The following is a 24,158-nucleotide window of genomic DNA, read 5'->3' as shown; positions in this document are numbered from 1 at the left end:
CTCTGCTGTTCCAATGGTTTGACGATATCAGTCGCATCGCAATGGATTCAGACCGTCCCGTTTTCTTCAACGCGCAGGCGGCTGATGCGAGGCGATCCGGTCTGGTCTCCCCTCGACCAGCGGAGTTGGCTGAGTTAGTTCAGAACTGGTCCGGTCCCCGGCCGCTGCGTCTCTGTGGCGGGGGCACCACATCTCGGGCTGCCGTGGCTGACCACTGGACCCTGGACCTTCAAACCCATTTCCAACGTGTGGAGTGGCAGTCCGCGGATCAGTCGGTCTGGATTGGCGCAGGCTGCCGCATGGGGGACGTGCTGGAGGCCTTGCTTCCCCACGGCCGAACCGTCGCGGCTGGTTTGTCGGGTCTGCCTGGGCTTGGCTATGTGCTCACGGGTGGCATGGGACCGCTGAGCCGGCAGGTGGGGCTTGCTGTGGATCAAGTGCTCGAGATCCATGGGGTCTGGGGTGATGGCAGCCCCTTTGCCCTGTCTCGGGTTGACCATGCCGGTTCGCTGGAGTGGAGAGGCCTCTGCGGTGCAGCCCCGTTTCTAGGGGTGGTGAGCGCGCTGCGCATGGCCACCCAGCCGCTCCTGCCGCTGTGGGTGGAGCAGTGCGTGGTGTCTCCGGATCAACTGCCAGAGCTCATGCTCAGGGCCGAAGCATCAAACGCCAGCACCAGCCTGCAGTGGCATTGGGAGAGGGCTGACGCTGTGCAGTTGCTCCGGATTGCCGATGCCCCCTGGACCGGTGCGCAGAAGATCGAAGGGTTGCACCAGCTCCCACCCTTGCGGGGATCGGCTCCGATGCCTTCGCGATCTCACACGGAGGTGGTTGGCTTGCTGGGGCCGGCAGCTGCTGAGCTCTGGAGGGTCGTGATGCCGGATTTATGCCGTTTGCTGCAGCATCGTCCTCATCCCTTCTGCAGCCTGGCCTGTCAGCAGCTGGGGGCGGCAACGCAACAGGTTGCCGCGGAGGCCAGCTCGTTCGTGCATCGCACTGCCGAGTGGAAGCCCTGGATCACCGCCGCCTGGACTCCTGGAGATGCCCCGGGCCAGAAACGCAGTCTTGCTTGGTTGGAGGAGGTCTGGCAGGTCCTTCAGTCGGTCTGCCCTGGTGTGCATCTGGCGCAGTTTCATGACCATCTGCCCTTCCATCACAAGGAGTTGGAGGCGGCGTTCGGCCCCTGGTTGCCCGAGTTGCGAAAGCTGAAACAGCGCTTGGATCCAGCAGGCACCCTGCCGGCGCTCTGATTTACGGTCGCCCCTAATCGGCATCCTTTGATGGCCAAACGACCAAGCCCAACCCTGATGAATCAGTGGTTGGCCAACCCCAGCAAAGATCTGCTTTCAGGTCTGGTGGTGGCTTTCGCGATGATTCCCGAGGCCATTGCCTTCTCGGGGATCGCTGGGGTGGACCCCAAAGTGGGCCTGTTCGGAGCCTTCTGCCTGTCGCTGACCATCGCCGTCGTGGGTGGTCGTATGGCCATGATCACCTCAGCCACGGGCTCCACCGCCCTGTTGATGACAGGCCTTGTGGCCACCGGTGAAGCCCGGGGGCCAGGCCTGGGGGTCCAGTACCTGATGGTGGCGGGGCTGGTGACGGGTCTGCTGCAGATCCTCTGGGGGTATCTGCGTCTTGCCTATCAGATGCGCTTTGTTCCCCAAGGGGTGCTGAGCGGCTTCGTTAATGCGCTGGCTTTGCTGATTTTTCAGGCCCAGCTGCCTCAGCTCGGTCTCAACCTTCACGCTGGAGATGGTGACCATGGGGCCTCGTCGTTGCTCCCCCACGGCGGCCAGATCCCCGTCGTCTGGGGCTTGGTCCTGCTGGGCCTGGTGATCATCTATGGCCTTCCCCGGATTACCCGGGTGGTGCCTTCACAGCTGGTGGCCATCATCGTGTTGACCGCGATCAGCGTGGGATTCAGCTTTGACATCCCCACGGTCAGCAGCCTCGGCACCCTTCCTGCAGGTCTGCCCTCCTTCAGCCTTCCCTTTGGTGAAGGTGGTGTTCCCTTCAGTCTGGACACCCTTGGCTTGGTGCTTCCCACCGCCTTGGCCATCTCTTTGGTGGGTCTGATGGAAACCTTCCTGACTCAGGACATCCTCGACGACAAGACCGACACCACCACCAACAAAAACGTTGAGGCCCGGGGCCAGGGCATCGCCAACATCGTTTCCTCCCTGTTCGGTGGCATGGCCGGTTGTGCCCTGGTGGGTCAGTCCGTGATGAATGTGGACAACGGCGGCCGCACGCGACTGTCCACCCTGTTCTCGGGGGTGAGCCTGCTGGCGATGATCCTGCTGGCTGGGCCCTGGCTCAAGCAAATTCCGATGGCGGCTCTTGTGGCCGTGATGATCAGCATCGCAGTCAGCACTGCTGACATCAACGGTCTGCGCAACCTGCGTCGCATCCCCAAGAGCGACACCTCGGTGATGCTGATGACCTTTGCAGTCACCATGCTCACCACCCCGCACAACCTCGCCCTTGGCGTGTTGGCAGGCGTGGCGCTGGCAGGAATTTTGTTCAGTCGCAAGGTGGCCAAGGTGATTCAGGTGGAGGCCGTCGAGATCAGCGATCAGGAGCGGTTGTACCGGGTGCAGGGGCAGCTGTTTTTTGTGAGCAAGGTGTACTTCCTCCAGGGATTTGATCTTCACGACCATCCCGAGCGCATCACGGTTGACCTCTCCCAAGCCCACATCTGGGACCAGAGCGGCGTGGCTGCGCTGGATCAGGTCATCCGCAAATACCGCAGCGGTGGATCTGTGGTCAGCGTGATTGGCCTGAACGAGGAAAGCCTTGATCTGTTCGAGCGGATCGGTGGTCAGGAATCAGCCCATGCATGAGCATCGGCTTGGTTGGCAAGACAGGCCCTGAGGTCTTGGCGCATCGCCATGAGCCGCTGCTGGATCTGCACGTCCTCAGGGTTGGTTTCCACGTACTGCTCGGTGACGTCGTTGCTGATGCTCATCAAGAGGCAAAGGGTTTGAACATCACGTCCGGCCCGTTGCTGAGCACTCTCTAGAAGTAAGCCCAACAGCGCCATCTTGTTGTTGTAGGTCCCACGGTCGTGCTCGTCCCCCGCGACAGCACAGGGAGTCGTGCTTCCAGCGATCAGTCCGGCCAAAAGGCAGGCCCAGACCTTCATTGCAGCCAGGCTGATTGCCATGAACGTAGGTCGGATGTGGGGGATGTGCTGGGGATCTGGGACAATCCCACCCGATCCGTACCAACGCTGATGTTCCGATCCAGTTCACGTGTTCTGATCGTTGCGTTGGCCGGGTTGTCCTCGTTCCTGGCGTCCTGCGCGTCACTGGACAGTGCAGCTGGCTCGCGTCTGGATCTGGTCAAAGCGCGTGGTGAGTTGCTTTGTGGGGTGAGCGGCAAGATTCCAGGCTTCAGTTTTCTCAGTCCTGATGGTCGTTACACCGGCCTGGATATCGACATCTGCCGTGCCATGGCTGCCGCTTTCGTTGGTGATGCCGAGAAGGTTCAATACCGGCCTTTAACCGCGCCCGAGCGGTTCACGGCCTTGCGATCGGGCGAGATCGATCTGTTGTCTCGCAACACCACCCACACCCTCAGCCGCGATGCTATGGGGGGCAATGGGCTTCGCTTTGGACCTGTGGTGTTCCATGACGGACAGGGCTTGATGGTGAATGCCGCCAGCGGAGTGCGTTCGCTGGCTGACTTGAGCGGTAAGTCCATTTGCGTGGGATCGGGCACCACAACCGAGCAAAACCTCAACGACGCCTTCGCCTCCGAGGGGCTTCCCTACACACCGATCAAATATCAAGATCTCAATCAGGTGGTGGGCGGCTACCTCCAGGGGCGCTGCGCAGCCATGACGTCTGATCGCTCGCAACTGGCGGCGGCACGCTCAGGGTTCAGTGATCCCCAGGCGCATCAGATCCTCGACGACCGGATCAGCAAGGAGCCTCTGGCTCCAGCTGTGGTGGGTGGGGATCAGCCCATGGGTGATGCCATGACCTGGGTGATCAACGCTCTGATCGAAGCCGAGGAACGGGGTATCACCCAAGTCAGTGTTGATGCGGTGGTGAAGCAAGCCGCAGCTGACCCCTCCCAGACCGCTCTGCGGCGTTTCCTGGGGGTGGACCCAGGTCTGGGTCGAAAACTCGGACTCGCCGATGACTTTGTTGTTCAGGTGATCCGTGCCACCGGCAATTACGGCGAGATCTACAACCGCCATCTCGGACCCGACAGTGCCGTGGCGATTCCCCGGGGGGCGAACCGGCTGTCCGGTGAAGGTGGTTTGATGATTTCCCCACCGTTCACCTGATGCGGCAGCGTCGTCTCCTGGTTCAGGTTGCTGTCGCCGCCGTACTGCTGGGCCTTGTGGCTCTGCTGGTCAACAATCTGGCGGTCAACCTGATTCGAACGGGCTTGGGACTGGGTTTTGGCTGGCTGGGCCGACCCGCTGGTTTTGCTCTGGCGGAAACAGCCCTTCCCTATGCCCCATCTGATAGCTACCTCTGGGCCCTGACCATTGGTTGGCTGAACAGCCTCAAGGTGATCGCGGCTGGCCTGGTCTTGGCCACCGGCCTGGGTGTGGCTGCCGGTGCAGCCCGCGGTAGCAACAACCGTCTGCTGCGCAGCCTGGCCGGAAGCTACGTGGCCTTGATTCGTCAGATTCCTCTGCTGCTGCAGTTGCTGTTCTGGTATTTCGTTGCCTTCCTTGGCCTTCCCTCGGTGCCGATCGGTGGGTTGATCCGGCTTTCGAATCAGGGCATTCAGCTGTTGGGCCTGAACCTCAGCGTTGAATTTTGTGCGGTCCTTGTGGGGCTCACGGTGTTCACGGGTGCATCGATTGCCGAGATCGTGCGCGGTGGCATCAATGCGGTACCGCGGGGCCAGTGGGAGGCCTTCCGCAGCCTTGGGCTTGGAGAAGGGCTTGGGCTGCGTCGGATTGTGTTGCCGCAGGCCCTGCCGGCGATTCTTCCTGCGCTCACGAGCCAGTACCTCAATCTCGCCAAGAACAGCACCCTGTCCATTGCCGTGGGCTACGCCGATCTCTACGCCGTCAGTGACACCACCATCACCCAAACCGGCCGCGCCATTGAGGGCTTCCTGCTGCTGTTGCTCAGCTTTCTGCTGCTGAATCTGTTGATCAGCGGGGGCATGGCTGCCTTCAACCGTGCCGTGCTGGGTCGTCTGAACAGGAGCCGCTGATGAACCGTTGGTTGGATCGTGGGATCACCCTGCTGCTGCTGGTTCTGCTCGGATGGGCTGGCTGGTCCATGCTGCATTGGCTGCTGGTGGCAGCCGACTGGTCTGTGGTGGCCACCAATCTGCCGCTGTACGCGGTGGGCAGTTTCCCTGCGGATCAACGCTGGCGTCCGTTGCTGTGGATGGCAGCACTGATCACGCTGACGCTGCTGACCCTCACTGGTCCGAAGCCTGGCTGGGTTCGCCGTTGGTTGCCGTTGGTCTGGATCGCGATGGCACCGCTGGGGCTCTGGCTGTTGACCGGAGGTTTGGGTCTGCTGCCGGTGGGGACACGCAGTTGGGGTGGTCTGACGCTCACGCTGCTGCTTACGGGAGGCAGTGGAGCTTTGGCGCTTCCGTTAGGGATCCTCCTGGCCCTCGGCCGGCGCAGTGAGCTGCCGGTGCTGCGTTGGAGCAGCGCCGCCTACATCGAGTTGATGCGGGCTGTGCCCTTGATTGCGGTTCTGTTCTTTGGACAACTGCTGATCCCGTTGTTCCTGCCGCCAGGGCTTGAGATCAATCGTGTTCTGCGGGCGGTTGTGGCCTTCGCCTTGTTTGCAGCGGCCTACATCGCAGAGGATGTTCGCGGAGGCCTGCAGGCGATTCCGCCTACTCAGCGGGAAGCTGCAGCCGTGCTGGGGCTGTCGCCACGCCAAGTGCTGCAACTGGTGGTGCTGCCTCAGGCGCTGCGGGTTGCACTTCCATCGCTCACCAATCAGGCGGTGGGTCTGCTGCAAAACACAAGCCTGATGGCCATTCTCGGTTTGATGGAATTGCTGGGCATCAGCCGCAGCCTGTTGGCGAATCCTGCTTTCATCGGCCGCTATCTGGAGGTCTACCTCTGGCTTGCTGCGGTTTACTGGCTGGCGTGTACCGCCATGGCGCTGCTGGCCCGCCACCTGGAAGTTCAGCTTGACCCTGCCCGCTCCGCTTCATGACTGTCGCCATTCGTGCCACTGATCTGGTCAAGAGCTATTCCCAAGGGGTTCGAGCTCTCGATGGCGTCACCCTTGAGGTGAACAGCGGCGAAGTGCTGGTGGTGATGGGGCCTTCCGGCTCTGGCAAGAGCACGCTGATTCGTACGTTCAATGGTCTGGAGTCGTTGGATGGCGGCGCCTTGGATGTGCTTGGGGTTCGCTTGGACGCCACCCATGCAGAACGTCAGGTGCGGGAGATCCGCAAGCGCGTGGGGATGGTGTTTCAGCAGTTCAACCTTTTCCCTCACCTTTCCATCCTCGACAACATCACCCTTGCCCTGATCAAGGTGCAACAGCGTGCCAAGGCGGCTGCCGAGCAGCGGGCAATAGATCTCCTTGACCAGATGGGCATTCGCGAGCAGGCCCACAAGTACCCGGCGCAGCTCAGCGGTGGTCAGCAGCAGCGGGTGGCGATCGCCCGGGCTCTGGCCCTGGATCCTGAGGTGATGCTGTTCGATGAGCCCACCAGTGCCTTGGATCCGGAGCGGGTGAAGGAGGTGTTGGATGCGATGCGCAAGCTGGCGAAAGGCGGCATGACGATGGTGGTGGTCACCCACGAACTTGGATTTGCCCGTGAGGTGGCGGATCGGGTGATGTTCATGGATCGGGGCCAGGTGGTGGAGACCTCCGATCCAGAGACCTTTTTCAGCAATGCCAGGGAGGAACGCAGCCGCAGGTTCCTCAATCAGATGCAGCACTGAACGGTTTGCATAACCGTGTGACTTGCTTCAGGCCGATTGTCGTTCTCTCCAAGCCTCAGTGGGCTTTCGGCTGTGCTTGCCCTGCCAACGGAAGTAGGCCGTCACGCAGATCAGCCAAAACGCCACAAAAGCAAGGGTCAGCGCCAGTCCGTGCATCCGAAAGAAGGTCAGCACGACATGGATGGACAGGGCGACTGAGCCCCCCAACAGAAACGTATTGCTCAGGAACGAAGCGACGGTTGCCTTGAAGGATTTCAACTCTGTCGCGCCAATCCGGCTCACATTACCGAGCAACAATTGTGATGCCAGCCCCAGTGTGATTGCCTCAGGGCCTCGGTTGCTTCGTTGCGCAAAAAAAAGCCCCTCCAGGTAAGGGAGGGGCTGTAGGGGATTCAGCTTGGAATGATGGATCAGTTGATCACTCGTCAACCTGGTCGGCAGCTTCGCTGTGCTCCGCAGCTGCACCCGTAGGGATCAGACGGATGGCTTTCTTGCCGAGCTTGATTTCGAACTCGTCGCCGGGTTCGAGGTTCAGCATGGCGGTGTAAGCCTTGCCGATCAGCAGATTGCCATTGCCCTGAACTTTAGCGATGTAGCTCAGTTTGCGACCACCTTTGCCAATCGCAGCACCACCGCTGCTCAGATTCACGCCCTTGGCCTCGAGCAGGGCCTCGTAGAACGCTGTGAAATTCAGGCGATCGCCACCATCTTTCTTGTCAGAGACGTATCCGCAAGCTCTCACCAGATCGGATTTGGAAACATCTCCAAGTTCTTTGACCTTGGCAAGCAGATCGGAACCGGTCAGCATTTTAAATGCGTCTCAATGGATACATAGTTCATAACTGGTTGGCTGGCTGGATGTCAATCAATCAAGCCGATATTGCCAAGGCTCAGTGCTTTGAAAGGTGGGTATCTAGGGATGCGTCTCTGTGGTCTGGCTTTTGAGACTGCTCTCCTGCGATGAAGCTTGCGGGCTGATGTTGAGGCGTCCTCATTGGTTTAAACCTCAGCACTGTCTGAGGGTTCAGAAACGATCGTGTACTCGACACGATCATCATCAGAGCAGCAAAAATCCCCGTAGTAACGCTCGAGTTCATCGTAGGCAGCGTTGTAGCTGTCAAAGCGCAGCCTTGTCAGCTGATCCTCTGATTGATCACTGCGCACGATGCGATGGCGTGAAGCTGGTTGCATCAGCTGAATCCACGCGGCCAATCAAAAGTCAGATTAAGCCTGGGGCTGAGGCATCAGTCACCACAGCTTTCTAGGGTCGATTGATCTGATGGAGGTGTTCATTCTTCGGTTCTTGCTGGAGCTTGTGCCCTCCCTTCTGATTGGGTTCTGGGCTGGTCGTCGCCATGAAACCCTGTCCACTCGCTTGGCCGCACCGCTGGTGAGGTTCGGTGTGCCGATCAGTGTGATGGGCCTGCTGTTGAAGGGTGGCCTCAGCAGCTACATGTTGCAGGCCGCAGGCCTTGCGGTGTTTGCCATGGGTCTTGTTCTTGTGGGTGCCGCGCGCCTGCCAGGATTGGCTGAGCTGGCGTCTCCCACGCTGCGGCTTGGTAGCTGCACCGGAAACACGGCCTATTTCGGGGTTCCTCTCGCCCTGGCTTTCCTGCCCGACGAGGCTCTGCCCATCAGCATTGGCTACGACCTCGGGGCGACACTGCTGGTCTGGAGCCTGGGACCGCTGCTGATCGGGGGGCAGGTCGATGGATCTCAGCGGTTGCGAGGGTTGCTCAGCAGTGTTGCTGGGAGTCCGGCAACCCGAGGACTCATCGGTGCGTTGCTGGTTCAGGCGACCCCATGGTCTGCTTCGGTGGCCGATGCGCTGTGGTGGCCTTCACGCTGCGTGATCGTGCTGGCTCTGATGGTGGTGGGCATGCGCCTGGGCAGCATTCATCGCCAGGGCATTGCGCCGGAGGTACGTCCTCTGCAGTTGATTAAGCCACTGGTGGCCAAACTCCTTCTCTATCCGTTGTTGCTTGGGCTCCTGGCGTCTCTGCTGCAGTTCAAGCCTTTGATGGTTCAGGCGGTTGCTCTGCAAGGAGCCGCGCCGACGGCAATCTCTCTTTTGCTCATCGCAGAATCTGTGGGTGCTGATCAGGAGCGGGCCGCCGGGTTGGTGTTTTGGAGCACGTTGCTGGCCTTGATCACTGCGCCTGCATGGGGCGTGCTGCTGCGCTCTCAGTTCTGAAAACGGCGAAAGGTGAGATTGATGCGGGGGCTCTGCACTTTGCGCCGCTGAGGAACACTGTGCATCCATCGGCTCTGACAGCCCGGGTGCATCACCAGAAGGTCACCATCGGCCAACGGCAGAGACATTTTCAGGTGAGCAGTTCTGCGGTGGCGGAGCTGAAAATCCCGCGTCGCCCCGAGTGAAAGGGAGGCAATCGGAGCCCGCTGATCAATTTCCGGTTCGTCATCGGCGTGCCAACCCATGCGGTCATCGCCATGGCGATACCAATTGAGCAGGCATCCGTTGAAGTTGGTCTCACAGGCTTGATTCACCTGCTGCAGCAATGGCTTGAACCATGCAGGCCAGCCATCACCGGTGTGAATGGCACCGCTGTATCGGTAGTGAATTCCTTCATTGGCAAGAAACACCGTCAGTCGGGGGACCGGGTGTCGCTTGCCATAGACCTGAACGACGGGCTGCTCCCACTGGAGCTGGTGTTCAAGCTGTGTTTGCCAGTGCCTGGCAAGTTCTGGCTTCAGCCAACCCCCATGCAGGGACCAGTCCGTTTCAGCTGCAGCTGGATGGATGGTCATTCGTGACGTCGGATGACGAGGTCGGTTCGATCCCGAGACTGTCCCATACATTCGGTGGCATGGGAGCCCGAATCACCCAAGACGAATTCCTCAAGCGTGCTGTACAGCGCTTTGGTGATCAGTTCGATTACAGCTTGATCCGCTGGCGCAGTTACAAGAGCCCCGTTCAAATCCGTTGCAACGCCCATCCGGTTCAGCCGATCACGATCACACCGGAAAAGCATCTTCAAACCCTGGGTGGCTGCCGTCATTGCCTTCGCGAGAGACGGATCGCCTCGCTGGAGCGGGAACTCAATCGCAAATCCGCTGAGCGTCCAGAGGCCGTCGCTCAGGAGCCTTCGGCCAATCTGGAACCCACTCCGAAACGACACAGCTAAGGGGGTGTTGCTGCAACCAAGCCTGATCAGGCTTTGAGGCTGACCCGCTGATAGCAGAACCAGAGCCACTGCTGGAACAGAAGGTTCCGGTGGGAGCGCCAGAGGGTCTGGGGTTGGGCCGCATCGAAATTTTCGGGCGGCGGAACATCTCCGCGGGCTCGGTCGCGTTCCATTTCTCCGAGGATCCGCCCCACGTTGTATTCGGGGTGGCCGAGGTGCATCAGCTGCCGCTGATCTGGTGTCTCGAAAATGGTGTAGCCCACCTGTTCGCCATGGGCGAGCAAGCGAAGACGTCCGTCCCGTTCGGCGGCTTCCATCGCGGCATCCGGCAGTCCCGCATGACGGCTCTGGGGGCAGACGAAATGGTCGTCCTGAGTTCCCATCAATGGATGCCCCGGGACAAGGCTGCGCATCGGGTAGATCCCGAACAGCTTCTGCTGGAAGGCCACCTTGTCGACGCCCGCAAGGTAAGCGAGGGCGAAACCGGCCCAGCAAAGTCCGAGGGTGCTGGCACAGGTGCTGCGCGCTTCCTCGATCAACTGGACCAGTTCGTTCCAGTAACTGACCTGTTCAAAGGGCAGGTGTTCCACGGGGGCACCGGTGATGATCAAGCCATCCAGGGGACCCTGGGACAAGGCTTCATCCCAGCTCACATAGAGCTGGTCGAGATGGTGCTGATCCCAACTCTTGTAGGCGTGGGAGTTGAGGCGAATCCAAATCGGTTCGATCTGCAGCACCGATAGGCCCAGCGGATGCAGCAGGTTGAACTCGTACTGCTTGCCCAGCGGCATGATGTTCAAGATGCCGATCCGCAGGGGCCGGATGTCCTGGCGTTCAGCCTGTTCGGGCTCAATCCAGGAAATCCGGTTGCGTTCAACCTCTGCGATTTTGTGGTAACTGCCAGGAAGGATCAGCGCCATGGAAGCTGGGACGTCATTCAGCTGAGAACGGCGAGGGCCTGTTCGAAGTCGGCCTTGATGTCGTCGATGTGCTCGAGTCCCACGGAGACCCGCACCATCGTGGGGGTTACGCCAGCCGAAGCTTGTTCCGCCTCACTGAGTTGTTGGTGTGTCGTGGACGCGGGGTGAATCACAAGCGTTTTGGCATCGCCCACGTTGGCGAGGTGGCTGGCCAGCTTGAGGCTGTCGATGAAGCGAACCGCATCGTCGTAGCCACCGTTGAGGGAGAACATCAGCATGCATCCCATGCCACGGCCTGTCAGGTATTTCTTCGCGGCAGCGTTGTAAGGATCACTGGCCAGACCGGGATAGCTCACATGGGCGATGGCGGGATGGTCCTGCAGCCAGGTGGCCAGGGCCATGGCGTTTTCGGTGTGGCGCTCAACGCGCAGGCTCAGGGTTTCCAGACCCTGCAGCAGCAGGAAGCTGTTGAACGGACTGACGGCCGGCCCCCAATCCCGCAGGCCCTCCACCCGGGCCCGCAGGGCGAAGGCGATGTTGCGGTCATCGGGCAAGCCAAGCATTTTGCAAACGTCACTGCCGAAGCCAAAGGCATCCCAGTGCACCAAGCCGTGATAAGCCGCGCTGGGCTGGCTCATCAACGGGAACTTGCCGTTGCCCCAGTTGAAGGTGCCGGCGTCCACGATCACGCCCCCCAGGCTGGTGCCGTGGCCCCCGATCCACTTGGTCGCACTTTCAACGACCACATCAGCGCCGTGGTCAATTGGTCGCAGCAGAGCTCCACAGGCTCCCAGGGTGTTGTCGACGATTAAGGGGATACCTTTCTCTTTGGCAAGCGCTGAAAGACCCTCAAAGTCGGGGATGTTGAAGCGGGGATTTCCCATCGCTTCCACGTAGAGCGCCTTGGTGTTGTCGTCGATTTGCACTGCAAAGCTCGCGACGTCGTCGCCTTCGGCAAAGCGCACGTCGATTCCCAAGCGAGGGAACTGCACCTTGAACTGGTTGTAAGTGCCGCCGTACAGGTAAGAGGTTGAAACGAAGTTGTCTCCCGCCTGCATGCAGTTGGTGATCGCCAGGAACTGAGCCGACTGGCCTGAGGCTGTCGCCAGTGCGGCCACCCCGCCTTCAAGGGCGGCGACGCGTTTTTCAAACACGTCGGTGGTGGGGTTCATCAGGCGGGTGTAGATGTTCCCGAATTCCTTCAGACCGAAGAGGTTGGCTCCGTGTTCGGCGTCATTGAAGACGTAGGAGCTGGTCTGATAGATGGGAACCGCCCGCGCGTTGGTTGCACTATCCGGGGACTGCCCGGCGTGTAGCTGCAGGGTCTCGAAGCGGTGAGACATGGTCTTCGGCGGGGCCACTGCCCCAGTTCTAGTCGTCAGAGAGCTCGGGTTTGTCGGTTTCCGCCAAAGAAGGGAATGTGTTGCGGATCACCTCTTGAATATCGCGGTGCGCTTCGCTGCGGAATCCATCCACGCCATCGGCGCTGAGCAGGGGATAAGTGCGATCACTTGCATCCACCTCGCGCAGATGCTTCCAGCGGTTGCTGCTGTCTTCTGCTTTCAGCGCAATCAGGGGCGCCTGGAAGTCGTAGGCCTTGGTGTTGCCGAGAGCAGCCACTTGGGCCGTGAGCTTTTCACGCACAGGGCTGAGGGCTTTGGCTTTCAACGTGTCGGGCAAGCCGAGCACGGGCTCGTAATGGTCGAGCAAACGGAGTTCAGCCTCCAGCAGCACCGGCCATGCTCCTCGCTCACCGTCGCCAAGGCCCATCCCCGCCTCGGCTTCGGTCATCGCATCGAGATGGAAGCGCAGCCAGCGGTAGTAGGTCTTGTCTTTGATTGATTTCTTGGCGGCGGCCCGTCCGGTCACAATCGCCGGCAGAGCTTTTTCGGCTTTGCGCAGGAACAGGCGATCCTCCCGTTCCAAATTCATGGCCCCCCAGCGCTGCCGGTATTCCCACAGCTCGACGTAGCGAGCCACATCCGCCTCGGACCAGCCGAGACCCTTCAGTTCATCACCGCGATGGGAGGTTTCCTTGGACACCCGCTTCCTGGATCACGCCAGGTATCAGCGTAGGTGTCGATGCTCACCCGTTTGGTGATCTGCTGGCTGGGTTGGCCTGCAGATGCTGCTCAACCGTGATGCGCTGCGGTTGGTTGTAACCCACCGGCAGCCAAAGATCACCGGCCGCTGCGTTGAAGTGGATCTCCCAGTGATACAGGCCGGTGTAGGCCGCAGGGTTCTCCTTCATCAGTGAGGCATAGAGCAGCACGGCGCGGCCGTAGTAATCGCTGTTGTTGTAGCCCCAGAGGCCGCGGCGAATGTCCTGCAGTCCGCCCCGCCTCACCAGGTAACGCGCTGCTGCCTGGATGGCGTCGTGGGGATCGCGGATGTTCCCGGCGCCAATACCGGGTTCGGCCCAGGTGGTGGGCAGGAACTGCATCGGGCCCTGGGCATTGGCTACGGAGATGCCATCGATGCGTCCCATTCCGGTTTCCACGAGGTTCACGGCCGCCAGAACCTCCCATTCGATTCCTGTCGCTGCCTCGGCCTTGCGGTAATAGCTGAGCAGCTTCGCCGCTGGTTCGGGCTGGATGATCCGCCAGGCGGGGAGCATCGTCGGTCCACGGCCGCGGCTCATGCGAACGAATTCACGCCGTGCTGCCAGGTGGCGTTCCGCCACGCTGCGCCAGCGCGGGGGTAACGCGTCAACGACCTGCTGAGATCTGGGTTGGTCCGTCGACAAGACCCGGTAGATCACCTGTTGTTGGTGGCCGAGATCGGGCAGGGCCTCGGCCGCTGTGGCGGGATCCCTCAGCGCCTGTTCAACGGCCGCCAGCAGTGTTGCCAGCTCGGCTGGATCAGCGGGCACAAGGGGGTACTGCCGGCCATCTTTGGTTTTCGGTTGGCTGGCCTGGGCAGGAAGCAGCACAGGTGATTTCCCCCCTGGCTTGGTGACAGCTTGCTTGGAAACAACCGCTTCGGCTGCGGCCTGCGGCTGTTTTGGTCTCAGCCACAGCCCGCTCAGCAGGCTTGCCGTGATGGCTGAGACAACAAGCACATTGCGGCTGCGCATGGTGGGGCAGGGGCGCTGTGTTGACCCTACCGGTGCGGTTCAGGCGGCAAGAAAGGTGCTGCGGTCGTGAAAGTCGGCCTTGGGGCCGTGGCGGAGGGCCCAATGGCTCAGCCCCTCCTGTCCACGGTCAATCACGGCTGTCAGTGCCAGGTCTGGGCAGACGTCTGGTGTCCACCAGGGCTCCAATGCAATACGGGCGTCGAGCCGCAGTTGGTGCAACCCACGTTGCAGCCGCACCGTTGGGGGTGTGCTCAGTTCCTGCTGCGTTTGTCCACTGCGATAGCCATCGAAGCGATAGAGCGCCCAATCGCCATTGGCAGCCAGATTCACTTCCCAGTAACGCTGCTCCCCGGGGGCAGCGATGAAGGCTTCGAAGCAGGTGGTGGTCCAGAGCTCATCTTTGCGCTGCCCCTGTTGGGGCCCATCGTTCAGCCCTGCCGGCAGCTTCAGGACGCCAATGCCCTTGGCCGCACGGGCCAGAACCCCGTAGCTGAGTTCCAGCCAACCCTCGCGCCTCCACACCAGTTCCGCGCTGATCTGGACCCCCGCTGGAATGGACCGTTCAAAGGGAATCAGGCGGCAGGCCTGACGCAGCATCACGGCAGAACGCGCCATCTCAGAGGTTTGGACTTGGCTGCTGCTTCAGCCGCGCAACCAGTTGCTCCAGGGCGTTGAACTGCTGCTCCACCGCTTCGGTAAGTCGGAACTGCACCAGGGCCCGTTGCAGGTTGTGCCCAGGTCGATCGCAGCGGAAATACACATCGCCCTCCAGGTGATCCGTGAGAAAGCGCAGGCCAAGCTCCAGGGGGATCAGGCGGATGCAGTGGGGCAGATAGTGCAGGTCCCAGTCACTCAGGAACCCACCAGCAACGGAGAGATAGCCCGTGAGGATCGCCTCACAGAGCTCCATGTCGAAGTTCACATCGTCGAGGCAGAGGGTTTCCTCTCCGGCTGGATTGCAGCAGGAGCGCACACAGTCACCGATGTCGTAGTGAACAAGCCCCGGTTTGACGGTGTCCAGATCGATCAGACCGATCGCCTGGCCGCTGGCCTCATCGATCATCACGTTGTTGATCTTGGGGTCCCCATGGATGGGGCGGTGATGGAGTTCACCGCGGCTGAGCGCTGCTTCCAGCACATCGATGCCCTGACGACGTGCCTCGATGAACGCGCAGGCGTCACGTTCGGCAGGACCAAGGCGGTCTGTGGCTTTGGCGACCGCATCGAAGTGTTGGAGGTAGGCCGGCGTGACGTGGAAATTCTCGAGGATGTCCGCCAGTTGATTGATGGGCAGATCGCTGATCAGGTGGTGGAACATTCCCAGCCCGTAGCCCACTTCCTGGGCATGGGCACTGTCCCGGATGACATCGCTGGTGGTTGCTGCGCCGATGTACGTGATCGAGCGCCAGAACTCTCCGTTCTGTTCGATCCAGGGGGAGGCCTCTCGCCGACAGGGAACCACCCTGGGCACTTCCCAGCGCCGCCCCTTCAATTGTGGTGGTGGAGAGGCGAGACGGCGTTCCATGTGGTCGCCCAGGGCCTGCAGGTTCTGCATCACCAGGTCAGGCCGATCAAACACGTTTGTGTTCAGGCGTTGCATGACGAACGCGCCGTCCTGTCCCTCGTGGGTCACGAGGAACGTTTCGTTGACGTTGCCCGAACCAAGGGAACGGATGGCTTTGATCCCCTCGCGAGGATGGAAGCGATCGGCGATGGCTTCCAGGGCCTCGGTCATGAACGGTCGCATGGGTCTCACATGGCACCTTGCCGTTCTTCCGGTGCCTTGCCCCGTTCAGGTGTGCAGAACCACAGCCGACTCAGGCATCGAGCTGGCTTTCGATCACATCCATGAGCTCCAGGTAGGCCGGTGCCCCGGTCTCACCGTTCTCGTTCAGGGCCATCTTGCTGCCCATGGCCTGATTGGCGTTGTCGGCAATCACGGCATTCACCACCAGCTCGAGGGCTTTGGGAACATCGAGGTTCTGAAGTGCCTCGGCGTAGCGACGGCTGTGGCTGGGCCGCACGGATTCCTGGCAGTAACTGGAGAGTTCACGGCTTTCCGTCATCACCCGGTAGGCGGTCTCCTTCACGCCTGCCCGCCCGTAAATTGCCATGTACAGCAGGTTCACCATCGAGGCGTCGTTGGCTGGGATGGCGTACTTGCGGGCGATCTGAGGCCAGTACCGCAGGGATTTGAGCCCCTCCAGTCCACCCTTGCGCAGGCCTGCGGCTTCACACCACTGCTCCAATTCCTCCATGGAATGGGGGCAGCGGCCTTGATCGCGCATCGCCTCGGCCATCACTTGCCCGGCCTGGAAGTTGCGGGTGGGGCTTCCGGAGACCGGCAGCATCATGCTGCCGCGCACATCGGCCACCATTGCCGTGAGTTGGCTGAAGGTGTGGTCACGCACCCGCTCAAAGTCGCCATCGCGCACCAGGGTGGATTCAATCCTGGGGACGGCGTAGCCCAGTTCCGTGAGCGGAAAGGGCTGCCGGTGGTACAGCCGTTGACGGTCGGGGCGTGCCATCGAAACGGTGGCCGCCTGGTCCAGGCACTGGTTCAGCAGCAGGGTCAGCAGCGTTGGCAATATCCCGGGATTTTCCTGATGGAAGCCGTAGCCGAAACCGGCGAACACCGAGGCCATGTTTTTGGCGGCCTTGATGAACTGCCCCTCCACGTTGTGAACACCGGCGGAGACCTGGATGTTCGGGGACAGTTGATCCATCAGTTGAGCCCCCAACATGGCCGTCAGGGCATTGGGATGGCAGAAATTGGCGGTGAAGCTGTCGAAGGGGTTGCGCAGAGCCCCATGGCGATGGAAGCCGGAGAAGAAGGCGAGCTCGGGTTGTTGTTCGCACAGCACATAGGCGCTGTTGCTGATCGGGTCATGGCTGAAGGATCCCGCCAGGCAGGCCAGAACCACCTGCTCCCGATGGAGCTCCTTGCGCAGGCGGCAGGCTTCCTGGAGGTCTTCTTCGATGTGATTGCTGTTGGCGCTGAGCACCACAAGCTCGCAGCGCTGGATCAGATCGCTCAGGGTGTTGGCAACCAGCTCACCTCCGATGCGCTGGCCGCCCATGTTGAGCACGGTCTCCACGTGCTCATCGTCCATCGTTGCAATCGTCTCCTGGGGGAAGGCTCCCAGGAGGTCCCGGCCGGGGCGAGGGGCCAGCAGCAGACGCCCTTTGGCGTTCTGCATGGCGCAGTTGTAGGCCAGCGAAGCTGGATAAAGCCCGACGCTGTAGAACCCCACCTTGCCGGTCGAGAGCTCCTGCACGCGACGACGGATTGCGCCGGCGTCGAGGCTCTGATCGAAGAAGGAATTGCGCATGCCGGCAAGACTAAGCAGCGTTCCAGATAGGACTGCTCACAGCAGACAGACGCCAGTCCCTTGGGTGATGCGGAGTTGGAAGCATCGAGCAGGGCAGAAAGTTAAATACAAGCAGAACGTGAAAATTCAACGGCAATTAAATGATTCAAAGCCCCATGATTGCTCTGTAATTCGGGTTGGATCGTGTTCGCTCATTGAGAGCTTGGATTTCGGGATAAGCCGAGAGATCTTCGTTGGGATAGAAAATGGGGAGATAGCCGAGGTATGCATTGACGGCGCAGTCTGCTGCGGTCCAGGCATCCCCCACTAAAAACTGTTTCTTGGTGTAGATATCATTCAGGGTTGCCATCAGTCGGGGAAACTCCCGTTCCTTATTTGAGGGAACGAACAAGACGATCGCTAAAGTCGAGTTTGCAAAAAGAATCCACTGGCTGATCGAAGCACGTGTTGCGGCGTCATGGACTTCGTTGGCGTAATTCTCAGATAAATACTGAAGAATGGCGCCTGACTCAAACAGCACCAAGCCATTGGTGTCGTCTTTGAGGGCGGGCAATTTGCCGAAAGGATTCACTTCCAGATAGCTCGCTGCAAGGTTTTGACGAGCTGCCAGGTCAATGTTGACGTATTCGTAAGAAATTCCTTTTTCTGCTAAGTACTATTTCGGCATCGAAACACGGGTCTTGGGGCCTCCGTAGAGATAAAGCGTCATCCCTGGTCTTTAATTTCATCCATTTTATCTCTTGGGATTGACCGGTGTCGTTGTTGCGTGGTGCAAGCTCTGGTCGGGTTTGATATCAATGTTGCCTTCCTTGTTGGATGCCTTGTTGGACGCATTGATGGGGATCCCGTTGTGCTGGACATGTGACATGTCAATCCTTTGCGTCGGCGTACAAGCAAAAAACATCTGGTCGACAGCGGCCTGATGGGGCTGGGCGGGCGTTATCACGGGCAGGACCGGTTCAAACACGCTGTAATGCGCTCAAACCATTGCCTGTAGGCCTGTGACCAGCCGTGATCTGCTGATGGCGTAGCGCTGGCCTGCAGCGGTTGTGTTGTCCAGCCTGGTACTGGCGGTCACGGCCGCCAAGCTGTTGAGTCGGCCCATTCCCATCGCGATCAAGGGCGGATTGCAGGTCGACAAGTTGGTGCTTCCGCCCAGTGTCACCATCCGCTGCGATACCCCTTTGCCGGTCGTGGTGCAGGAGCAGGTCACCATTGGTGGCGCTGCACCCCTGGCGATTGAAGGAGATGTGTCCGTCACAGCTGAAGACCCGCTTGCGGTACGGGCAGACGTGTCTGTCGACAACAAAGTCACCATCGGCGGCAAGGTCGATATCCAGGGCAAGGTGAAGCCGACCTTGCTTCCTGTTCCGGGGCTCTGATCAGCGGTTGCGGGGGGCCGCGCCGCTGCCAATGGTCAGCCCCTGCTCCCAGCGGTGGAGTTGCCGCAGTGCCAGGGCCGACAGTGCGGCAGTGACCAAGCCGGTGCTGCTCCAGCCGCTGCCCTGCTGGATGCCCACAAGCACGGCGGATCCCCAGAGCAGGGCCCAGGCCCAGGGGCGTGCCGCACGAATCCGCTTCAGCGCCGACGAGCAGCTGCGGCAATGGATGGTGTGGCTGTTGTATCGATCCATCAGCGCCGTGGTGCTTTGCCGTGGAGGTAGGGGTTGTCCTGCAAAGGGCTCGCCGCCGTTGGCGTTCAACCAGCGATGCAGCGCCGCCACGTAGACGTCTGCCGTTGTGGGCATGAAAAAACTGCGTTCCACGGCGGGGCTGCCGCCGGCTCGCTCCAGCACCCGCTCCTGCCAGTGCAGGAACACCTGATCGTCTTCCAGCACCTTGTGATTGCCGATGTGTTGCAACCAGCGGGGTCTTAATCCGATCAACAGCCGGGGGACGGCGGATTGGAACTGGAAGGGGAAGCGGGCGAAGAGGCGGCACTCGCCGCGGCGAATCGGAACGGCGTAGACCACCGTGAGAATTCGCCCGAAGCCCTTGGCGGTGAGGTCATGCCACATCAGCTGCGGGGCATGAAAGGTGGTGGATTGGGCGCCGAGTTTGCCCCGACGCGGCCCCTCCTCCCAGTGGGCCGTGAAGCCGCCGGCGTCTTCCCCCGTGATGGAAGCTTCCACCGGCGCGGCGTTCTCCCGTTTGCCGACGGTCTTGTGGTGGGTGAAGGGAACGTGGCTCACATCCAGCACGTTCTCCAGCAGGGTCACGGCATCCATCGGCAGATCCCGGAAGGTGTCCTGCACCGTCCAGCTGTCGGGGTTCTCCCCCAGGGCTGGCACCAGGGGGAGCTGACTGGGGTCCGCGGCGTCGGGGGCCCCCATCCACACGAACAGCAGCCCCTGCCCCGTGGCTGTGGGAAGGCTGGCGCAGCGGGATCGACGGTTGTTGGGCTGGGTGTTCTCAAGAGCCTGCGGCACGCGCTGGCACTGGCCGCCGCCGTCGAAACTCCAGCCGTGATAGGGGCATTCCAGTAGCCCTTCCTCGTTGATCCGCCCTTCGCTGAGGGGCACCAAACGATGGGGGCAGACATCCGGGAAGACCCGCCAGCTCGATGCGGCGCGATCCCACCAGATCACCAGATCCCGTTCCAGCAGTGTGAACCGGCTCGGCTGATTGGGGTCGAGGTCCTGCACATAACTGATCGGCCACCACTGTTCGGTCCAGGTGGGGTGCATGGCAGGAGCATCAAGGCCGTCATGTTCGCTGGCCGGATGGCTTGGCTGCGGTGTTTCGCTTGTCATCCGTGCTTCTGACTGCCTCCCCCCACTGGACTTCTTACGGGTTTGGCACTAATCAGTTGCCCGATAAAAGTGCACCGCTGTTCCGTCGGCTGCAGCGACCTCCCCTGAACCTTCATGCCCCGTTTGACGCCCGACCAGTTGCTGCAGGAACTCACCGGTGCTGAGGATCTGCTGATCGTGCAGGACCTGGACGGCGTCTGCATGCAACTGGTGAAGGATCCACTGACGCGGCGCATGGACCCGTCCTATGTGGATGCGGTCGCCGCTCTGGATGGTCAATTCGCTGTGTTGACCAACGGTGAGCATGAAGGGCGGCGCGGGGTGAACCGCCTCGTGGAGCAGGCCCTGGGAAATTCCGATCTCCCTAGACATGAGGGCCGTTATTTGCCAGGCCTGGCGGCTGGAGGGGTGCAGCTGCAGGATCGCTTTGGCGACTTGAGCCACCCCGGGGTCTCGCCGGCGGAAATGGCGTTCCTCGCTGCAGCCCCCACCCGAATGGAAGCTCTATTGATGGAGCGATTGCCCGGCCTGCTGCCGCAGCTGGGTGTGGATGATCTGGCCGAGGTGGCCAAAGCCGCGGTGTTGGACACCCAGGTGTCACCCACCATCAATCTCAACGGGATTTTTGAATTTGTCCCCGCTGATGTCAGCACTCAGCAGGCCCTGCAGACGATGCTCTCGGAGCTGATGCATCAGTTGCTTGCTGAGGCTGCAGGCCAGGGCCTGGAGGAATCGTTTTTCCTGCATGTGGCTCCCAACCTGGGTCGTGATGCGCAAGGTCAGGAACGGATCAAGCCCGCTGCGGCAGGTGATGTGGGAACCACCGACATTCAATTCATGCTCACCGGCTCCATCAAGGAGGCCGGCCTTCTGGTGCTGCTCAATCAGCACATCCAGTGCCGTTGGGGTGAATCTCCCTTGGGTGAGACGTTCAATGTGCGAACGGCTCCCCACGATCCCGAAGCGCTGTTGGCGTTGGTGCAGCAGCGCATCCCCGCGGAACGGATGCCGTTGCTGGTGGGTGTGGGAGACACGGTCACATCCACGGCATCGGGTGATGGCACGGGCTGGTTACGGGGTGGGAGTGATCGCGGTTTCCTCAACCTGCTGCAGGACCTCGGTGCCTGGTGCGGTCGATCCAATCGCGTTGTCCTTGTTGACAGCAGCCATGGAGAGGTGGATCGCCCCAGCCATGCCGATGGGACTTTGCGAGGCATCACTGATCCGGAGGATCCCCTGCGGATTGACACGCTCATGCCCGATGGCCCGGAGCAGTACATCGCCTGGTTCCGTCAGCTTTCTGAGCGTCGCCGGGTGGGTTGATCAGCTGCGCAGCAGCGGGAGCATCCGTTTCTTTCGCCAGGACATGTTCTGTCTGGAAGAACTCTGAGGTTCAGCAAGCCTGATCACAACCGGACAAACGAGTTTTAAGCGCCAGCGTGGGGGTTTTTGTGGGGGTTTCTCGAATCTGAGAAGACCGAAACCCATTGGTATGAAAGGGGCGAACCGCCTGTTTTTTTCACATCAGTGATCTGTCTGGAAGAATCAGCCTCATCCGCGTGGAGCCGGTGGCTGTTGTTGAGACCGTTTTCCCGCCCCTGAAGCGCGGACAGCTCACAACGTTGCAGGTCAATCTTGGCTACCGCTGCAACCAGAGTTGTGCCCACTGCCATGTCAATGCAGGGCCCACCCGCACCGAAATGATGAGTGCGGATCTGCTGGCGTTGATTCCGCAGATCCTTGAACGGCATTCCATTTCCTGCCTCGATCTCACGGGGGGAGCTCCGGAGTTGCACCCGGGTTTTCGCGCGTTGGTGCGCCAGGCACGTTCACGCGGCACCACCGTGATTGACCGCTGCAATCTCACGATCCTCAGCGAACCCGGCCAGGACGATCTGGCTGAATTCCTGGCGGAGCAGGGCGTTTGCATCACTGCCTCCCTGCCCTGTTACAGCGCCGAGAATGTTGACCAACAGAGGGGCGATGGCGTGTTTGAGCGCAGCATCAGCGGACTGCGCCAGCTCAATGCCCTGGGCTATGGAACGGGTGATCCAAACCGGCAGTTGGATCTCGTCTACAACCCGCTGGGTCCGGTGCTGCCTCCTCCCCAGCAAGCCTTGGAGGCGGATTACAAGGAGGTGTTGGGCGGGTTGGGAATCCGTTTCGATCGTCTGCTCACGTTGGCGAACATGCCCATCCAACGTTTCGCCAAGCAACTGGAACGCAGTGGCGATTTGCAGCGTTATCAGACCCTTCTTGAGGATGCGCACAACCCTGACAATCTGGGGGCTGTGATGTGCCGTCAGCTGATCAGTGTGGATTGGCAGGGCCATCTCTACGACTGTGATTTCAACCAGCAGCTCGGCCTGCCCTGCCCCGGTGAGGTGCGTCACCTTCGTGATCTGATCCAGCTTGAGGCCGTTCCGCTGGATCAGCCCATCCATACGGCCCCGCATTGTTTCGGCTGCACCGCTGGCGCCGGCTCAAGTTGTGGCGGGGCGCTTCAGGGCTGATCAGCGCGTTATGGGCATAGTGGGTGGATCTGTGAAGAGGCCATCCCGTTGCAACGCATCTGTTTTGCTGTCGCCGCGTTGATGCTCACGGCAACAACGGCCATGGCCGGATCCCACGGCAAGCCCAAGCAGGCGATGTTCAAAACGCAGGCTGAAGCTGAGGCGGCGGCCCCAGGTTTTGGCTGCGCCGGGGCTCACCAGATGGGCGAGATGTGGATGGTCTGTGACAAGCACGGTGATGCGGATCACCAGGGAGCCCACTGATCCATGACTGAAGGCGGGCATTGCGGCAGCAAGCCGAAGCGGATCGCGATCGGCGTTGCTCCCCTCGGCACCATCTCCATCGGCATTGTGCCGATGGGGGTGATCTGCATCGGTGTCGTGCCGATGGGTGTGGTTTCGATTGGTGTGGTGGCGATGGGCGTGATCAATGCCGCCATCGTCGGGATGGGATTGGTGGCGGTTGGTGTCAACACCATGGGGGTGATCACCGCCGGCCCGATGAGCATGGGCTTGATTCAGATCCGCTCCACCACCAATCCCCGCTATGTGGCCTATCCCAGTCGCGAAGAGGCGGAGCGACAGGCGCGCCAATTGGGTTGTGAGGGTGTGCATCGCATGGGCGATAGCTACTGGATGCCCTGCAACGAGCATCCTCAGTAAGCAGCCCGCGCTTCCGCTTCACAAAAGCTTCGGAAGACTTCTGTTGCTCACGCCTTTTCAGAGGCTGTGCTGCTGGCTTCAGTGTGTGAAACAGGGCGCATCTGATGTCACCATCGTCGCCACGCCAACGTCTTCAAACCCTGCTGAGTGCCCGATGGTTGGAGATGGGTGAAGTGTCATTGATCCATCACCGCCAGGTTCAGATCTTGCTGAACACGTTGAGACGCGAAAAGGAACTGGTGTCCGTTCAGCTGATCGAGCTTCTGGTGGCTGATCTCTACGACAAGGAATTTCGTGCCGAATGATTCCGGTGATGCGATCTATCCCTGACATTTGGGGCAAATCGCACGCACGTTCAGGCTCGACTCAATCAACTGAAAACCAACATGGGCAGCGGCGGCAGCTCCTGCTGCCAGCACGGGTTCACTTTCGAATTCCTCGGTGCGGCCGCAGCGGATGCACACCACATGGTGATGTTGGCGGTGATCGTCAACGGCAAGCTCGAAGCGTCGACCCCCTTCGCTGAGCTCCAGTTCCTGGAGCAGACCCATATCGGCCAGCAGGCGCAGGGTGCGATACACCGTTGCCAGAGACACCTTCATCTCAAGGGCCGCCAGCTGCTGGTGCACCTCTTCGGCACTGAGGTGGCAGCCGGACCCACAGCGCTCGAACAGCTCAAGAACCCGTTTGCGCTGCGGGGTCAGACGGCGACCGTCCTGATGCAGCCCCTGCTGCAGGGTGATGTCCGTTGCGGCAGGCGCGGAGGACGATGTCATAGCTTCTCCTCGCTCATTCTCAAGAGTAGGCCTTAATGAGAGTGATGTCTCGCCCTCAGGATCAGGCCCCTCGTCGGATCC

The 24,158-nt window shown here is 60.7% G+C and carries 28 protein-coding genes and 1 pseudogene; 14 read left to right on the top strand and 15 right to left on the bottom strand.

The window, feature by feature from the left end; translation table 11 throughout:
- Nucleotides 1-41 precede the first annotated feature (41 nt).
- Both SynM161_RS07950 and SynM161_RS07945 read left to right on the top strand, forming a co-directional pair.
- Nucleotides 42-1,247, top strand: coding sequence for an FAD-binding oxidoreductase (locus SynM161_RS07950; RefSeq protein WP_186540767.1), 1,206 nt, complete (start codon nt 42-44; stop codon nt 1,245-1,247).
- Between the two features lie 30 nt (nt 1,248-1,277).
- Nucleotides 1,278-2,840 carry a SulP family inorganic anion transporter gene (locus SynM161_RS07945; RefSeq protein ID WP_186540766.1) on the top strand — a complete coding sequence of 521 codons (1,563 nt, stop codon included), beginning with the start codon at nt 1,278-1,280 and terminating at the stop codon, nt 2,838-2,840.
- On the opposite strand, the gene SynM161_RS07940 is transcribed toward SynM161_RS07945, so the two are convergent.
- Nucleotides 2,819-3,142 (bottom strand): hypothetical protein, encoded by a 324-nt coding sequence (locus tag SynM161_RS07940; protein WP_186540765.1) that lies wholly within the window; start codon nt 3,140-3,142, stop codon nt 2,819-2,821. The genes SynM161_RS07945 and SynM161_RS07940 overlap by 22 nt on opposite strands.
- Before the next feature lie 90 nt (nt 3,143-3,232).
- On the opposite strand from SynM161_RS07940, the gene SynM161_RS07935 reads away from it, so the two are divergent.
- The 4 genes from SynM161_RS07935 to SynM161_RS07920 are packed head-to-tail and all read left to right on the top strand — an operon-like array spanning nt 3,233 to nt 6,898.
- On the top strand, nt 3,233-4,294 hold the full coding sequence (locus SynM161_RS07935; RefSeq protein WP_186540764.1) for an amino acid ABC transporter substrate-binding protein: 1,062 nt from the start codon (nt 3,233-3,235) through the stop codon (nt 4,292-4,294).
- A complete protein-coding gene (locus tag SynM161_RS07930) occupies nt 4,294-5,184 on the top strand; it encodes an ABC transporter permease subunit (RefSeq protein ID WP_186540763.1) in 891 nt (296 codons plus the stop codon). Before SynM161_RS07935 ends, SynM161_RS07930 begins: the two co-directional genes overlap by 1 nt.
- Complete coding sequence (locus tag SynM161_RS07925) at nt 5,184-6,158, top strand: amino acid ABC transporter permease (RefSeq protein ID WP_186540761.1); 975 nt, start codon at nt 5,184-5,186, stop codon at nt 6,156-6,158. Before SynM161_RS07930 ends, SynM161_RS07925 begins: the two co-directional genes overlap by 1 nt.
- Entirely contained in the window at nt 6,155-6,898 is a 744-nt protein-coding gene (locus tag SynM161_RS07920; protein WP_186540759.1) for an amino acid ABC transporter ATP-binding protein, read from the top strand. The genes SynM161_RS07925 and SynM161_RS07920 overlap by 4 nt, the downstream gene beginning before the upstream one ends.
- A 27-nt stretch (nt 6,899-6,925) precedes the next feature.
- On the opposite strand, the gene SynM161_RS07915 is transcribed toward SynM161_RS07920, so the two are convergent.
- Entirely contained in the window at nt 6,926-7,327 is a 402-nt protein-coding gene (locus tag SynM161_RS07915; protein WP_186540757.1) for a hypothetical protein, read from the bottom strand.
- Nucleotides 7,317-7,706 (bottom strand): AbrB family transcriptional regulator, encoded by a 390-nt coding sequence (locus SynM161_RS07910; RefSeq protein ID WP_186497474.1) that lies wholly within the window; start codon nt 7,704-7,706, stop codon nt 7,317-7,319. Before SynM161_RS07910 ends, SynM161_RS07915 begins: the two co-directional genes overlap by 11 nt.
- Nucleotides 7,707-8,177: 471 nt before the next feature.
- Here SynM161_RS07910 and SynM161_RS07905 point away from each other — a divergent pair, with 471 nt between their 5' ends.
- Nucleotides 8,178-9,092 (top strand): AEC family transporter, encoded by a 915-nt coding sequence (locus SynM161_RS07905; protein ID WP_186540755.1) that lies wholly within the window; start codon nt 8,178-8,180, stop codon nt 9,090-9,092.
- Here SynM161_RS07905 and SynM161_RS07900 read toward each other — a convergent pair.
- Complete coding sequence (locus SynM161_RS07900; protein ID WP_186540753.1) at nt 9,083-9,667, bottom strand: alpha-ketoglutarate-dependent dioxygenase AlkB; 585 nt, start codon at nt 9,665-9,667, stop codon at nt 9,083-9,085. The two genes, SynM161_RS07905 and SynM161_RS07900, sit on opposite strands and share 10 nt — an antisense overlap.
- A gap of 59 nt (nt 9,668-9,726) precedes the next feature.
- On the opposite strand from SynM161_RS07900, the gene SynM161_RS07895 reads away from it, so the two are divergent.
- Nucleotides 9,727-10,044, top strand: a complete 318-nt coding sequence (locus SynM161_RS07895; RefSeq protein ID WP_115081774.1) for a hypothetical protein — start codon at nt 9,727-9,729, stop codon at nt 10,042-10,044.
- A 26-nt stretch (nt 10,045-10,070) separates the two neighbouring features.
- On the opposite strand, the gene SynM161_RS07890 is transcribed toward SynM161_RS07895, so the two are convergent.
- From SynM161_RS07890 to SynM161_RS12225, 9 genes and pseudogenes are all read right to left on the bottom strand, one after another.
- Nucleotides 10,071-10,964 carry a homoserine O-succinyltransferase gene (locus SynM161_RS07890; RefSeq protein WP_186540751.1) on the bottom strand — a complete coding sequence of 298 codons (894 nt, stop codon included), beginning with the start codon at nt 10,962-10,964 and terminating at the stop codon, nt 10,071-10,073.
- Nucleotides 10,965-10,981: 17 nt separating this feature from the next.
- On the bottom strand, nt 10,982-12,307 hold the full coding sequence (locus tag SynM161_RS07885; protein ID WP_186540749.1) for an O-acetylhomoserine aminocarboxypropyltransferase/cysteine synthase family protein: 1,326 nt from the start codon (nt 12,305-12,307) through the stop codon (nt 10,982-10,984).
- 28 nt (nt 12,308-12,335) lie between these two features.
- Nucleotides 12,336-13,007 carry a hypothetical protein gene (locus SynM161_RS07880; protein ID WP_186540747.1) on the bottom strand — a complete coding sequence of 224 codons (672 nt, stop codon included), beginning with the start codon at nt 13,005-13,007 and terminating at the stop codon, nt 12,336-12,338.
- A gap of 43 nt (nt 13,008-13,050) precedes the next feature.
- Complete coding sequence (locus SynM161_RS07875; RefSeq protein WP_186540745.1) at nt 13,051-14,040, bottom strand: lytic transglycosylase domain-containing protein; 990 nt, start codon at nt 14,038-14,040, stop codon at nt 13,051-13,053.
- A 39-nt stretch (nt 14,041-14,079) separates the two neighbouring features.
- Nucleotides 14,080-14,655: a DOMON-like domain-containing protein gene (locus SynM161_RS07870; RefSeq protein ID WP_186540743.1), complete on the bottom strand. Its 576-nt coding sequence runs from the start codon at nt 14,653-14,655 to the stop codon at nt 14,080-14,082.
- Between the two features lies 1 nt (nt 14,656).
- Nucleotides 14,657-15,775 carry a phosphotransferase enzyme family protein gene (locus tag SynM161_RS07865; protein WP_255441750.1) on the bottom strand — a complete coding sequence of 373 codons (1,119 nt, stop codon included), beginning with the start codon at nt 15,773-15,775 and terminating at the stop codon, nt 14,657-14,659.
- 82 nt (nt 15,776-15,857) lie between these two features.
- Nucleotides 15,858-17,372 (bottom strand): hypothetical protein, encoded by a 1,515-nt coding sequence (locus SynM161_RS07860; RefSeq protein WP_186540739.1) that lies wholly within the window; start codon nt 17,370-17,372, stop codon nt 15,858-15,860.
- A 145-nt stretch (nt 17,373-17,517) separates the two neighbouring features.
- Entirely contained in the window at nt 17,518-17,871 is a 354-nt protein-coding gene (locus SynM161_RS12230) for a glutathione S-transferase family protein (RefSeq protein WP_370593139.1), read from the bottom strand.
- Nucleotides 17,851-18,015 (bottom strand): annotated as a pseudogene (locus tag SynM161_RS12225) (glutathione S-transferase family protein); the annotation flags it as partial. The pseudogene SynM161_RS12225 and the gene SynM161_RS12230, both read right to left, overlap by 21 nt.
- Before the next feature lie 406 nt (nt 18,016-18,421).
- Here SynM161_RS12225 and SynM161_RS07850 point away from each other — a divergent pair.
- Complete coding sequence (locus SynM161_RS07850) at nt 18,422-18,754, top strand: hypothetical protein (RefSeq protein ID WP_370593042.1); 333 nt, start codon at nt 18,422-18,424, stop codon at nt 18,752-18,754.
- Here SynM161_RS07850 and SynM161_RS07845 read toward each other — a convergent pair whose 3' ends face one another.
- Complete coding sequence (locus tag SynM161_RS07845) at nt 18,755-20,059, bottom strand: Rieske 2Fe-2S domain-containing protein (RefSeq protein WP_186542614.1); 1,305 nt, start codon at nt 20,057-20,059, stop codon at nt 18,755-18,757.
- Between the two features lie 180 nt (nt 20,060-20,239).
- Here SynM161_RS07845 and stpA point away from each other — a divergent pair, with 180 nt between their 5' ends.
- From stpA to SynM161_RS07820, 5 genes are all read left to right on the top strand, one after another.
- Nucleotides 20,240-21,448, top strand: a complete 1,209-nt coding sequence (gene stpA, locus SynM161_RS07840) for a glucosylglycerol 3-phosphatase (RefSeq protein ID WP_186540737.1) — start codon at nt 20,240-20,242, stop codon at nt 21,446-21,448.
- A gap of 236 nt (nt 21,449-21,684) precedes the next feature.
- A complete protein-coding gene (arsS, locus tag SynM161_RS07835) occupies nt 21,685-22,638 on the top strand; it encodes an arsenosugar biosynthesis radical SAM (seleno)protein ArsS (RefSeq protein WP_186540735.1) in 954 nt (317 codons plus the stop codon).
- 48 nt (nt 22,639-22,686) lie between these two features.
- Complete coding sequence (locus SynM161_RS07830; protein WP_255441748.1) at nt 22,687-22,902, top strand: DUF3721 domain-containing protein; 216 nt, start codon at nt 22,687-22,689, stop codon at nt 22,900-22,902.
- Nucleotides 22,903-22,905: 3 nt separating this feature from the next.
- Nucleotides 22,906-23,301, top strand: a complete 396-nt coding sequence (locus SynM161_RS07825) for a hypothetical protein (RefSeq protein ID WP_186540733.1) — start codon at nt 22,906-22,908, stop codon at nt 23,299-23,301.
- Between the two features lie 104 nt (nt 23,302-23,405).
- The gene (locus SynM161_RS07820; protein WP_186540731.1) at nt 23,406-23,606 is read left to right on the top strand and encodes a hypothetical protein; all 201 of its coding nucleotides are present in this window, start codon (nt 23,406-23,408) and stop codon (nt 23,604-23,606) included.
- A 15-nt stretch (nt 23,607-23,621) separates the two neighbouring features.
- Here the strand turns inward: SynM161_RS07820 and SynM161_RS07815 are convergent, their stop codons facing one another.
- Complete coding sequence (locus tag SynM161_RS07815; RefSeq protein WP_006851655.1) at nt 23,622-24,077, bottom strand: Fur family transcriptional regulator; 456 nt, start codon at nt 24,075-24,077, stop codon at nt 23,622-23,624.
- Between the last annotated feature and the right edge of the window lie 81 nt (nt 24,078-24,158).

The organism is Synechococcus sp. M16.1, assembly GCF_014279895.1.
In the GTDB taxonomy this organism is placed as follows: domain Bacteria; phylum Cyanobacteriota; class Cyanobacteriia; order PCC-6307; family Cyanobiaceae; genus Parasynechococcus.
This window is presented reverse-complemented; position numbering and strand designations above follow the sequence as displayed.